Source organism: Streptomyces sp. NBC_00341 (assembly GCF_041435055.1).
Taxonomy (GTDB): domain Bacteria; phylum Actinomycetota; class Actinomycetes; order Streptomycetales; family Streptomycetaceae; genus Streptomyces.
Genome location: NZ_CP108002.1, coordinates 8,553,608 through 8,565,877, shown reverse-complemented (window position 1 = coordinate 8,565,877; position 12,270 = coordinate 8,553,608). Strand labels below are relative to the sequence as shown.

Annotated in this window: 12 protein-coding genes; 5 read left to right on the top strand and 7 right to left on the bottom strand. The window is 70.6% G+C overall.

Features of this window, described 5'->3' with window-relative positions:
* Window position 1: 1 nt before the first annotated feature.
* The 4 genes from OG892_RS38130 to OG892_RS38115 form a co-directional block, all read right to left on the bottom strand.
* Window positions 2-1,030, bottom strand: a complete 1,029-nt coding sequence (locus OG892_RS38130; RefSeq protein WP_073733894.1) for an ABC transporter permease — start codon at window positions 1,028-1,030, stop codon at window positions 2-4.
* A 54-nt stretch (window positions 1,031-1,084) separates the two neighbouring features.
* Window positions 1,085-2,659, bottom strand: coding sequence for an ABC transporter substrate-binding protein (locus OG892_RS38125; RefSeq protein ID WP_371631467.1), 1,575 nt, complete (start codon window positions 2,657-2,659; stop codon window positions 1,085-1,087).
* Between the two features lie 579 nt (window positions 2,660-3,238).
* A complete protein-coding gene (locus OG892_RS38120; RefSeq protein WP_371631466.1) occupies window positions 3,239-4,159 on the bottom strand; it encodes a DsbA family protein in 921 nt (306 codons plus the stop codon).
* Window positions 4,156-4,590, bottom strand: a complete 435-nt coding sequence (locus tag OG892_RS38115) for an Rrf2 family transcriptional regulator (protein WP_073733897.1) — start codon at window positions 4,588-4,590, stop codon at window positions 4,156-4,158. Before OG892_RS38115 ends, OG892_RS38120 begins: the two co-directional genes overlap by 4 nt.
* 138 nt (window positions 4,591-4,728) lie before the next feature.
* On the opposite strand from OG892_RS38115, the gene OG892_RS38110 reads away from it, so the two are divergent.
* Entirely contained in the window at window positions 4,729-5,235 is a 507-nt protein-coding gene (locus tag OG892_RS38110; protein ID WP_073733898.1) for a cupin domain-containing protein, read from the top strand.
* Window positions 5,236-5,258: 23 nt separating this feature from the next.
* Here OG892_RS38110 and OG892_RS38105 read toward each other — a convergent pair whose 3' ends face one another.
* Genes OG892_RS38105 through OG892_RS38095 form a run of 3 tightly spaced genes read right to left on the bottom strand, consistent with a single transcriptional unit; the run spans window position 5,259 to window position 8,263 of the window.
* Window positions 5,259-6,446, bottom strand: coding sequence for a DUF1266 domain-containing protein (locus OG892_RS38105; protein WP_073733899.1), 1,188 nt, complete (start codon window positions 6,444-6,446; stop codon window positions 5,259-5,261).
* A complete protein-coding gene (locus tag OG892_RS38100) occupies window positions 6,437-7,639 on the bottom strand; it encodes a DUF1266 domain-containing protein (RefSeq protein ID WP_371631465.1) in 1,203 nt (400 codons plus the stop codon). The genes OG892_RS38105 and OG892_RS38100 overlap by 10 nt, the downstream gene beginning before the upstream one ends.
* A gap of 9 nt (window positions 7,640-7,648) precedes the next feature.
* Window positions 7,649-8,263, bottom strand: a complete 615-nt coding sequence (locus OG892_RS38095) for a TetR/AcrR family transcriptional regulator (RefSeq protein ID WP_073733901.1) — start codon at window positions 8,261-8,263, stop codon at window positions 7,649-7,651.
* A 101-nt stretch (window positions 8,264-8,364) separates the two neighbouring features.
* On the opposite strand from OG892_RS38095, the gene OG892_RS38090 reads away from it, so the two are divergent.
* From OG892_RS38090 to OG892_RS38075, 4 genes are all read left to right on the top strand, one after another.
* Window positions 8,365-9,291: an NmrA family NAD(P)-binding protein gene (locus OG892_RS38090; RefSeq protein ID WP_073733902.1), complete on the top strand. Its 927-nt coding sequence runs from the start codon at window positions 8,365-8,367 to the stop codon at window positions 9,289-9,291.
* 52 nt (window positions 9,292-9,343) lie between these two features.
* Complete coding sequence (locus OG892_RS38085) at window positions 9,344-9,664, top strand: hypothetical protein (protein ID WP_242436575.1); 321 nt, start codon at window positions 9,344-9,346, stop codon at window positions 9,662-9,664.
* 214 nt (window positions 9,665-9,878) lie between these two features.
* Entirely contained in the window at window positions 9,879-10,910 is a 1,032-nt protein-coding gene (locus tag OG892_RS38080) for an isopenicillin N synthase family dioxygenase (RefSeq protein ID WP_371631464.1), read from the top strand.
* A gap of 13 nt (window positions 10,911-10,923) precedes the next feature.
* The gene (locus OG892_RS38075) at window positions 10,924-12,249 is read left to right on the top strand and encodes a nucleobase:cation symporter-2 family protein (RefSeq protein WP_371631463.1); all 1,326 of its coding nucleotides are present in this window, start codon (window positions 10,924-10,926) and stop codon (window positions 12,247-12,249) included.
* The last annotated feature ends 21 nt before the right edge of the window (window positions 12,250-12,270 follow it).

Here is a 12,270-nt window from a genome sequence, read left to right as displayed (position 1 = left end):
GTCACACCCCCCGCTGCGATGCCGGCATGACGCGTGCCAGCACCAGATTGATGATCAGGTTGAAGGAGACGACCAGCACGATCGAGACCACGAGGACGCCCTGCACCGCGGGTACGTCACCGGCCTGGGCGGAGTCGTTGGCGAATCTGCCGAAGCCCTGGAGGCCGAAGATCCACTCCGTGACGACGGAGGCGCCGACCAGTGCGGGGAACTTCTGGCCCAGCGTCGCGAGCGCCGGCCCGAGACCGTTGCGCAGCACGTGGCCGAAGAAGATCCGCCGGGGACTCAGTCCCCGTACCACCGCGCCGGTCACGTAGTTCTCGTCGTAGGCCGAGATGAGGCTGGTACGCAGCTGGCGGGCGACGTCGGCGATGACGTCGAAGCTCAGCGCGAGCGCGGGGAGGGTGATGTGGGCGAGCCAGGGACCGAAGCCCTGCTCCGCCGGGATGTAGCCGGCCGAGGGGAAGAGGTGGAGTCCGACAGCGAGGACCGCGACCAGCACGATGCCGACGACGAAGGCCGGCATCACCGAGATCACGGTGACGAACCCCGTGATCGCACGGTCGACGAGGGTGGTGCGCCGGAGGGCGGCCAGGGTGCCGAGACCGAACCCGGCCACCACACCGATGATCAGCGCGAACGTGGCGACCGACAGACTGACACCCAGGCCGAGACCGATCAGGGTGGAGATGTCGGCCCCGTTGACCCAGCTGGTGCCGAGCTGTCCGTGCAGTACGCCGGTGAACCAGTCCCAGTACTGGGTCAGGAAGGGCTTGTCGAGGCCCCACTGTGCCTCGATCCGGTGGATCGCCTCGGGCGTCGCCTCCTCGCCCAGCTGGATGCGCGCCGGGCTGAGGCCGCTCAGCGACCGCAGGGCGAACGTCACGAACGTCGCGACCAGGAACACGGGTACGAAGATCGCGACCGACCGGCCGAGGGCGGCCAGGACCCGGCCCGCCGCGTGCCGGGCGCCGGCCGCGGCGAGCCCGCGACGGCGGGCAGGAGCCACCGGTGGAGCGCTCGTCGTCATGGGGCTTGCCCCTCTCTCTTCATCGAATGCATGTCAGTTGCCTTGGGCGGCGGCTCAGTTGGCGCCGTTGACGGTCACACCGGTCCAGTCGATGTGGGCCGGGTTCTTCGGCAGTCCGGAGATCTGCTTGCTCTTGGCGAAGAGGTTCGGCGCGGAGTACGTGAAGACCAGCGCCTTGCTCCCGAGGCCGGCCCGGGTCGCCTTCTGAAGGGTCTCGGTGTACTTCGGCGAGTCCAGCGGTGTCCGGCGGACCTTGGCCACGGCCTCGTCGAATCCGTCCGGCTCGTACGGCGTGCTGAGGTTGAGCGGGCCGTTGGGGCCGAAGTGGGCCGTGAGGGTCTGCACGGCGGAGTCGCGGCCCGTGGTCGAGTACAGCGAGAACGTCAGGTTCTTGGCGAAGAACGGGGTGGCCCAGTTCTTGTCGATCTTGATGGTCACCTTGATGCCCACCGCTGCCAGCTGCGACTGCACGATCTCGGCCTGCGGGTCCTCGGCCGGGACGACGAGGCTGAGCTTGATGTCGCCGGCCTTGTGTCCGGCGTCGGCCAGCAGCTGCCTGGCCTTGTCCGGGTCGAAGGGGTAGGCGTTCTCCGACTTCGGGTCGTAGGCGACGTATCCCTTGGGGAAGGGCTGGTTGGTCACCTCGCCGTAGCCGAAGGTCAGTTTGTCGACGAATTCCTTCCGGTTGACCGCGTAACGGACGGCGTCGACGACCCGGTCGTCGTCGAACGGTGCCTTGTTGACGTTGAGGCTGATGTTGGAGGCGTTGAACCCCGGCTGGGAGAAGACGTCCAGCCCGGCCTTCTTCGCGGCGTCCGCCTGGCTCGGATCGAGGTCCGCGAAGTTGTAGACACCGGTCTGCAGGCCGGAGACGACGGTCGAGGTGTCGGGGGCGGAGTTCAGCTCGACGTCGTCGATGTGGATGTTCTTCGCGTCCCAGTAGCCGGGGTTCTTGGTCAGGACGGCCTTGGTGCCCGGGACCAGTTGCTTGACGATGAACGGCCCTGCCCCGACGGGGTGCTGGTCCAGTTCGGCGGGGTCTTCGGCCGCCTTGGGGCTGGCGATCTGGAGGACGCGCTCGCCGAGCAGTTGCGGTATCTGGTAGTCGACCTGGGTAAGGTGGAGGACCGCGTCCAGTCCGTTGGCGTCGACGGACTTGATCGACGTCAGGTCGCCGAAGAGAGCGGAGTTCTTCTGCTTCTTGGCCCGTTCCACTGCGGCCTTGACCGCGGTGGCGTCGACCGGCTCACCGTCGCTGAACTTCAGACCGGGGCGCAGGTGGAAGGTGATCCGGTCGCCGGCGGCGTTGTACTCCCAGCTCTCGGCGAGGTCGGGCACGGCCTTGCCGGACTCGTCGGTCCGCGTCAACGAGGCGTATACCAGAGCGAGTTCACGGAACTGGGCCCCGCTGCCGGAGACCACCGGGTCCCAGTGGGCGGGGAAGTAGGAGGAGGCCCACTTCAGGGCGGCACTGCCGGACGAGGCGGAGACGTCGCCGCCGCAGGCGCTCAGGGCAGGGGCGAGAAGAGCGACGAAGGCGGTTCCCAGGGCCGCGGACCGAAGGCCGCCGGCCCGTCGGGCCGACCGGACGTGGCGTCCGGGGCGGAGCGTCGTGAGTCGAGGGGACATCTCATTCTCTCTGTGACAGTCCCGCCCTGCTCCGGCCCCGGATCGGGGACGGAGCGGGACGGATCAGGGCGGGAGGTCGGGGAAGGGGAGGCAGCTCGGCACCCGCGCCGGACCGCCGGCCGGCACAGGGGGCGTGCGGACAGCGGGGACCGGGACAGGCCTTCGGGCACGCGGGCAGGCCGGCCCTCGGCCAGGGGCCGGGCGGGGAGGAGGGGGTAAACCCGGCCGTGCGTGAGACGACGCTCCATGAGGAGCGCCGGGGCTCAGGGGCGGGCCGGGGTGCGGGATCCGGTGCGCGACGGTGCGCGGCGGAGCCCAGAGGCAGGAAGCGCGGGGACAGGCGCGGCTCGGCGCTGCAGCGGGCAGTCAGTGCTGCCGGCGGGCGTCAGGCGGGGCCTGTGGATCGGAGCGGTGGCCGGTCAGCGACAGAGTGCGCTGGAGGTGCGCCGAAGATCCACGTATCGGCACACCACACCGGGGTGCGTCGTGAACATGGTGCACATCCTGCTGGCAGCCGTCGGCGTCTGTCAATGGACACCAATTGGTGTCTCATTCGGTGGAACGGTCCCTGACCGCAGATCAGGGCCCCGCCGGAGGCCGGAGGCTGGTGGCCGGGTGCACCGCGGCCTCCCCGGGATGCAGCCACAGCGGCCCGTTCCCGGTATCCACCCGGACCGCGTCCGAAGGTGGCCGGCCCCCTTCAGTGAGCAGCTCCGCCTCCGGTCCGGTCAGGCTCCGATAACGCTCCAGAGCCTCGGCCGGGGAGAGGGTCACAGGGGTCTCCAGCAGCCCGGGGCGGACCTCCTCGACCGCCGCCGCGTAGGTCGCGAAGGGCCGCAGGCCAGGCACCGCCCGGTACCCGGCCGGAGAACGGAACAGGAGGGTCGGGAGCGCGTACCGGAACCCGTCGTCGGGGGTCGGCCTGGCCGCACCGGGGTGTGGCGATCCGTCGCGCACGGACAGCACTTCGGGCACCGGGCGGCGCGCCTCCGCCCGGTCGGCCCGTACCCGTTCGAGCACTTCGTCCGAGGCCGCGTCGGACCTCAGCCGCCCCGGATCCAGGCCGGGCACGCCTCGCGCCGCGGCGAGCGCGAGCGCGCTGGTGTCGGCCGGCTCCCCGAGCACGAACACGGTCTCCCGCAGCCGCCGCAGCACCCGCTCGGCCACGTCGGCCCCTTGGAGCTCAGCGGCCTTGGCCACGAGCGAGGAGGGCCAGGAGCTCGCCGCGACCCGGCTCAGCCGGACCGCGCGGGGCGCCAGGGTGTGCGAGCTGATCTCCTCCACGTAGCTCGCGTACCAGGCCGTCTCGGCCGCCGGGTCGGGCGGCGGATCGTCGTCGACGTCGAAGAGGATGGCGTACGAGCGCCGCCAGCGGACCCGGTCCGCCAGGGCCGCCCGCAGACGGCGGAATGCCGGCTCGGAGCCCCAGGCCCAGGGACACATCGGATCGGTGTACTCCACCACCTCCACCAGGGGCGGCGGTTGCGGGGTGCCCGTCACGAGACTCCGACCCCGGACTGCCGTTCCAGCGCGCCCGCGGGCAGCAGGGAGGCCAGGGTGAGTCCGCCCAGGACCGCCGTGGCCTCCGCCTCGACCCGCCGCCACACACCGGGCAGGCCCACAGCCGGGCCGGGGTAGTCGAGCGCGGCCAGGGACTCGCCGCGCAGGGTGATCACTTCGCCGTCGACGGCACGCACGATGTCCAGCAGGGCGATCTCGCCGGCCGGCCTGCCGAGCCAGTAACCGCCCTCGCAGCCACGCTGGCTGCGCACCAGGCCGGCTCTGCGCAACTCGCCCACGACGGACTTCAGGAACCGGAACGGGATTTCCTGCGAGGAAGCGATGGCCTCACAGGTGAGCGGACGGCCAGGCTCACGGGCGAGCTCCAGGAGGGCCCGCGTGGCGTAGTCCGCCTTCGCGGAGATATGCATGCCCACATCATGCCCGACGGCCCTTCCGCGACAAGGGCTTCGCGGCACCCCACCCCTACGTTGCGGCAACATTGCCGCAGGTGAAGGGCAATGGACACCTCTTGACATCCTTTTCAGTGCCGCTCTAGCGTCCCTGCCATGAGTGAGCCGCTGACAACCCCCGGTGAAGGCTTCCACCCTCACCTCCACGACGCCCCGGACCAGTCGGCCGCGCCGCTGCGCAGCCGGGTGCACCACATCCGTGCGGACGCCCTGGACGGCGACACCGCCCAGAGCGGAGGCATGCGCAGGTTCGCCGCCGTCAGCGGAAAGACCGTCGGAGCGGAGAGGCTGTGGATGGGCCAGACCCACGTGGCCCCCGCGACCTCCTCCTCCGACCACCACCACGGTGAGTCCGAGACCGCGATCCATGTGGTCAGCGGACACCCCGAGTTCGTCTTCCTGGACGACTCCGGCGGCGAACCGGAGGAGGTACGGCTGCGCACCTCACCCGGTGACTACATCTTCGTCCCGCCCTTCGTGCCGCACCGGGAGGAGAACCCCGACCCGGCAGAGGAGGCCGTGGTCGTCATCGCCCGCAGCACGCAGGAGGCGATCGTCGTCAATCTCCCCCGGCTGTACGCGCTCGGAGACCCGCAGGCCTGACGGCCGGGATGAGGCCTGCGGACTCAGCGCCAGGGGATGTTCCGCCACGGGCTGCCTTCGCTCTCCGTCAGCAGCTGGTGCGCAGTGACATTGCTCCGGTAGTAGTCGCCGTAGTCCTCGCCGTCGAACCGCAGCACACGGCCCAGCGCGTACCCCGCCGAGAAGTCCTCCCAGGAGCGGTAGGCCGACCTGCTCAGCGCGCCGGCGTGGACGACGGCCTGCTCCGCCTCGTGCGGAACGCAGAATCGGGCGGACAGCCCCCATCTGGCCAGATTCACAGCCCGCCCGTAGTCGTAGGCGACGGTCGTGGTGACCCGGCCGTCCGGCGGCAGCAGCCCGTCCGCGCGGAACCGGGCCTCGTACCTGACGATGCGCCGTACGAGTTCCTCGATGTCCCTGACCGTGTCGTGGCCCACCCCGATGTCCTGGGCGTGCCCGGCGGCCGTCTCACGCCACAGGTCCGCGGACGGCTGCTCGCCCAGCCCGGCCCTGAGCTGTTCACGCACCCGGAGTACGAAATCGGGCTCGGCCGGACTGTTGCGCGCCTCCAGCAGAGCGTCCAACTGCCCTCGCCAGCCGGTCGGTTCGGTGATGCCCCATGAGTCGCGGAGGAGCTCCAGCTCGCACGAGTACTCGTGGTAGACGGTGCCCACCTCGTTCCAGGGCACGCCGTTGCCGACCGCCAGATGCGCCCCGCACGCCAGCCCGTACGCCAGTGGGCCGTGCAGCGCCCCGTGGCGCAACGCGATCAGCCGGTCGCTTCTCGGGCGGTCGTTCTCCGCGTGGTAGCGCAGCCACATCGCACGGTGCGGGGGCGTCGCCGGGAAGAGGCTCTGGGCGGGTGTGCCCGTGTTGACGGACAGCAGTTGGTGGGGGTCGCGCCAGTCGGACTCCGCCACCCACTTCAGGGAGACACCGTGGAACACCCACTCCGGGTGCCAGGGCGGCAGCATCCCACGGGTGAGTACCGGTCGGCAGTTCCGGCCGGTCCCGTCCCGGTACGAGCGCCAGGTGATCATGTCGGGAGCGGCGTCCGCCTCGGACTTCGGCGCGACGATGTACAGCTCCTCGCCGGCCAGCACACGCAGTTGGGCCTCCGCGTCACCGCGTGCTCCGGCCTCGTACAGCAGATGTTCCGTCATCGACGGCGACACCCAGGGGACGCCGTGGGCAGGGTGGCTGGGATAGGAGGGCAGCGGACTCATGACCATGCGATGTTCCGGTAGGGGCTGTTGGGGTCCTGCGTCAGGACCCTGTGCTGGGCGAGTGACTGCTCGTACATCACCCCGGACCGATCGTCCTCGTCGAAGTTCATCGCGCGGGCCAGCGAGTAGCCGAGCGAGAACTGCGCCCAGGAGCTGTATGCCTGCCCGGCCAGGGCGCCGATCCGCAGCACGGCCTGTTCGGCTTCGTGCGGATCGCAGAGGCGGGCGCCCAGTGCGAGCCGCACGACGTTGACGGCCCGTCCGTAGTCGAAGGCGGCCAGCGTGTCGACCCGTTCGTCGACGCCGAGGGCGCCGTCCGCGCGGAGCCTGCCCTCGTACGTGACAGCCAGCCGCAGTGCCTCATGGGCCTCGGCCGCCTCGGACGGTGGGGTCCGGCGGCGCGTCAGCGCATCGGTGAGCGCGGCGGACCACTCCGGGACGGTGGGGGTCCGGCCCAGGCGCCCCGCGAGGGTGCTGCGGATCTGGAGCACCGACTCGTAGGTACGGCCGACGAGCCGGGCGGTCAGCAGCGCTTCGAGCGTCTCCCGGTAGGCCGCGCGGTCCAGCACTCCCCAGGGATGACGAAGCCGGGCGCGATCCGTCGAGTAACCCTGGTAGGTGGCTCCCAGGTCGTTCCAGACGATGCCGTTGTTCACGGCGAGATGGGCGCCGAGGGCCAGTCCGTGCGCGAGCGGGCCGTGCAGCGGTCCGGCCCGGTGTGTCACCAGCAGGTCGCTCTGCGGCCCCGCGGACCGTTCATGGGCCTTCTGCCATGCCCTGCGACGTCCCGGGCCGGCCGCGACGGTGACGGCATAGGGCGTACCCGGATTGATGACCAGCCACCGCACCCCGTCCGGCCAGCGGCGCCTCAGCTCGTCGAGGTCGATCGTCTCGAACACCCATTCCGGGTGCCAGGGCGGCAATGTGCCGGAGGTATGCGCGGTGACACATCTCCGGCCCGGCGTCACGGGGTCCGGGTGGGCGGTGAGCAAGGGAGCGTAGCCGGGAGTGTCCGCGTGCAGTCGGGCGACGAGCACGTAGAGCCTGCTCCGGGCCAGGGCGTCCAGCATCGCGTCCCGGTCGCCGGCCGCCGCCGTCTCGTGGAGCAGCCGCTCGGTCTCGGTCGGCGGCCCCCACCCGGACCACTGCGCCCCCGCTCCCGGCACACCTGTTCCCGTTGTCCCTGTTCCCGTCGTCACGGTCGGATCCTACGGAACGCCTCCGGCGGCCGGCACGGTGACGTGGGAAATGCCCCCTGCGCACGGCGGGTTCCGCAGGTTCAGTCCCATGGCCATGAGCCGGAGCAGCCTCTTTGCCGAAGCGGTGGGGTCGGGATGGTGTTCTGTGGCCATCGCGAGGCCGACGGCCAGTGTGATCAGGTCGGCCGCTGTGACGTCCGGGTCCATGGAACCGTCCCGCGCGGCGTCGCCCAGCAGTGGTCCAGCGGCTTCCTGGAGTGTCGTCGAGCAGCTGTTGTCGTGCACGGAACCGTCGTAGGAGAGTGCGACCGCCAGTCCGCGGGCTCGCACACAGTAGACGACGACCTCTTCGAGCCACTCCATCAGAACGGCATACCGGTCGCCGCCAGGGCTGCCCGCCAGATCGCCGGCGTGCGCGCGCAGGGCCTCGACCCGCTCTCGGGAGACCGTTTCCAGCAGCGCCAGGCGTGAGGGGAAGTGCCGGCGCACCGTCGCCGAGCCGACTCCCGCAGTGCGCGCGATCTGCTCGAAGGACGCGTCAGCACCGTGTGCGGCGACCTCTTCCTCCGCCACCGCGAGGATGCGCAGGTAGTTGCGCCGGGCGTCGGCGCGTTGTGCGGACATGGCTGCGATCTCCAGACTCGTTTCCGCTAAACGGCGGGGTCTGCCATATTGTAGCCAACACGAAACGGCGACCCCCGCCGTTTAATCGTTCCGGGAGTGACATGTCGATCTCATCCGCAGCGCCCGTGCTCGTCTCCGGCGCCACCGGCAAGCAGGGTGGTGCGACCGCACGCGCCCTGCTCGCCGCAGGAACGCCCGTCCGTGCCCTGGTGCGCGATGCCGCGGCAGCACGGGCCCGAGCAGTCGAGGAGCTGGGCGCCGAACTGGTGACCGGCGACCTCGACGACCGTGCGTCCCTGGCTCGCGCCGCCGCGGGAGCCCGTGCGGTGTTCTCCGTACAGATGCCCGCCTTCACCGGGGACGGCTTCGACTTCGACGGCGAAGTGGTTCAGGCGCGCAACCTCATCGAGGCCGCCCGGGAGGCCGGCGTGCCCCACTTCGTCCACACCTCCGTGACCGGGGCCGGAAAGCACATCGAGACCCCTGGCTGGGCCGAGGGCCGCTGGGCCTCGATGGAAGGCACTCTGGGGGCCAAGGCCGCGATCCAGGAGCTGGTCCGGGCGGCAGGCTTTCCGTACTGGACGCTCCTCAAGCCGGGCTTCTTCATGGAGAACTTCCTCCCCTCAAGCGCCTTCCTCTTCCCCCGTGGCATCGAAGGGGGCCTGGTCAGCGTTCTGCACCCCGAGACCCGCCTGTCCCTGGTCGCGGTCGACGACATCGGAGCGGCAGCCGCCGCAGCCGTCGCGGACCCGTCCACCTTCAACAGGGTCGAACTGGAGCTGGCGAGCGACCACCTGTCGATGACGCAGATCGCCGAGGTCCTCTCCCGGGCACTGGGCACGCACCTGCCCGCACCCGACATGACCGAGACGCAGGCGAAGGCGGCCGGAATGCCGGGGCCGGGCGCCAGTCACGAGTACCTCAACGTGGCCGAACAGCCCGGCCGCCCCCAGTACGCGCGAGACCTCGGCATCCCCCTCACCACCTTCGAGACGTGGGCCCGCACATACATGAGCCCCACCGCGTAGGTCACGGAACACGCCGCACCCGTCGCCCGGGGTGCACGACGCGGTCCTGCGGATGAGGGAGGCCCTGCGCATCGGCGCGTACCTGCAAGGAGATGTTCTCGCCGGCCCCGAACGGGGCGAACCGCGTACTCGCCTGGAGGAGCGCCCGGACGGCGTGCGCGCCGGCATGCAGGCCGACCTCGTCCTGCACCGCTTCGACAGGGACTACGCCTGCCTTCCGGTACGTGATCCGGGGGCCACGCTGCTCACGTGTGCGGGCAGCCGGACCGTGGCAGCGGTCATGGTCGACGGCGAGGTCCTGGTGCGGAACGGGGAGCATGTCCGGCTCTCAGCGGCCCAGTTGGCGGCCGGGCTGAGCTTTACGGCGGCGTAACACCGTGGTCCCCGGCGGAAACACCCGCCGGGCAGGCTGAACGCATCGCGTGCGGGCCCCGGATCGACGGGGCCCGCACCAGCCCACGGCGCCGGACCCGCGAAGGGGTCCGCCGCGACCGTGCCCGCGGGCCTCTGCGTGTCCGCGGTGGGGAGTGCAGGGGCGGTGACTGCATCCCGGAAGCCCACGATCGCTTCGAGGAGCGACAACCGCGATGACTGACACGACCAACACGGCTGAGACTGCCGAGACGGCTGAGACTCCTGAGACGACGTACAGCCTGGCCGAGCTGGCCAAGGAGACTCGTATGGGCGGGGCCGGGACGGAGACCTCCGGCCGGGAGATCCGCAGGATCGACATAAGCGACTTCGACGCCCGCAAGGCCGAGATCACCGAACAGCTGTGGGCTGCCGCCACTGATATCGGCTTCTTCCAGCTCGTGCAGCACGGCATCGGACAGAGCACGGTGGACGAGGCGTTCGCCGACGCCGAGCGGTTCTTCGCACTGCCGGAGGAGACCAAGGCCCGGCACGCCCTGAAGAAGGGGCTCAACTCGGGCTGGGAGTCGATGACCCAGGTCCGCCCGTCGATCGGCACACCGGACCAGAAGGAGTCGTACCAGCTGACCCGGCCGCACATGGACGGGCTGTGGCCGGACGACGAGCTGCCCGGCTTCCGGGAGCGCACGCTCGGCTTCGAAGCGCGGTGCAGGGAACTGGCGATGCGCGTACTGTCCTGCTTCGCCGACAAGCTGGGGCTGCCCGACGGGTTCTTCACGCGCGCCCACGACCCGGGCAGTGAGCAGTACCAGTCGACGCTGCGCATGCTGCACTACTTCGCGGTCCCCGCGGATGTCGAGAGCCCGGCGGATGTCTGGCGCGCGGGTGCGCACACGGACTTCGACTGTCTGACGCTGCTGTTCCAGCGCGACGGGCAGGGCGGGCTGCAGGTGTGCCCCGGCAAGGAGGCCGAGGCACAGGAGTGGACGCCGGTCGAACCGGCCGACACCGTGATCACCTGCAATATCGGGGACATGCTGACGCGGTGGAGCGACGACCGGCTGCCGTCCAACTTCCACCGGGTGAAGTCGCCCGGCCCCGGCGACGACCGCTCGGCCCGCCACAGCATCGCGTTCTTCGCACAGGCCGACCGTGACGTGGTGATCGAGGGACCCGCGGGCCGCTACCCGGCGATCACGGCCGCGGACTACATCCAGCAGCGCATCGCCGCCAACTTCACACGCTAGAGGGGAGGGTGACATGACGATGTCCACGAGGAGCACCGGCCCCGGACGGCTCGCGGTGCTCGGCCTGCAGCATGTGATCGTGATGTACACCGGGTGTGTGACGGTGCCGCTGGTGTTCGGCGCGGCGGCCGGCCTCGACGCCGCGGCGGTCGCCGTGCTCATCAACGCCGACCTGCTCGTCGCGGGCATCGTCACGATCATCCAGGGAGCCGGGGTCGGCCGGATCCTGGGGGTGCGAATGCCGGTGATGGCGGGCGCGGCGTTCACAGCGGTGACGCCGATGATTCTGATCGCCGGGGAGTACGGCCTGCAGGCGGTGTACGGGTCGATGCTGGCGGCGGGACTCTTCGGCCTACTGGTGGCCTACCCGTTCGCGAAGGCGGTGCGCTTCTTCCCACCGCTGGTGAGCGGTGTGGTGATCACGGTGGTCGGGCTCGCCCTGATCGGCGTCGGGGTGAACCTGATCGTCGGCAGCGATCCGGAGGCCGCCGACCATGCCGCGCCCTCGCGGCTCGCACTCGCCGCCTTCGTCGTGATCGTGATCCTCCTCGTCGCCCGCTTCGGCCGTGGATTCCTCGCCCAGACCGGCGTCCTGCTCGGCGTGGTGGCGGGGACGGCGGTCGCGGTGCCGCTCGGCTTGGTGGACGTCACGGCCGCGCGGACGGCGGACTGGATCGGCGTCAGTGCCCCCTTCCACTTCGGAGCGCCGCAGTTCCCCGCAGTAGCGGTGATCTCGATGTGCGTGGTGATGCTCGTGCTCTTCGCCGAGTCCACGGCGGATCTCCTCGCGGTCGCGGAGCTGACCGGCAGGAAGCTGACAACCGCGGACATGGCTCGTGGCCTGGCGGCGGACGGCCTCTCCGGTGTCCTGGGCGGCGTCATGAACGCTTTCCTGGACACCGTGTTCGCGCAGAACGTCGGACTGGTGACGATGACGAAGGTACGAAGCCGGCACGTCGCCACCGTGGCGGGCTGCATGCTGCTGGTACTCGGGCTGATTCCCAAACTGGGCGCGTTGGTCGCCGGGTTGCCGCAGCCGGTGGTCGGTGCGGCGGGCCTGGTGATGTTCGCGACGGTCGCCACCGTCGGCATCGGCACGCTCCGTACGGTGGACTTCGACGGCACGCACAACCTGCTGATCGTGGCCGTCTCGATCGGTGCGGGCATGGCCCCGGAGGTGGCTCCCGATCTGTACAGCAGGCTCCCGGAGGGGGTGGGGATCGTGCTGGGCTCGCCGGTGACGAGCGCGACGCTGGTGGCGTTCGGGCTGAACCTGGCGTTCAACGGAAGGGGGCCGACGCGCGTTCGGCGCGTGGAACCGGTCGACGTACCGGCCTGAATCCGTCCGTGACCTGATCCC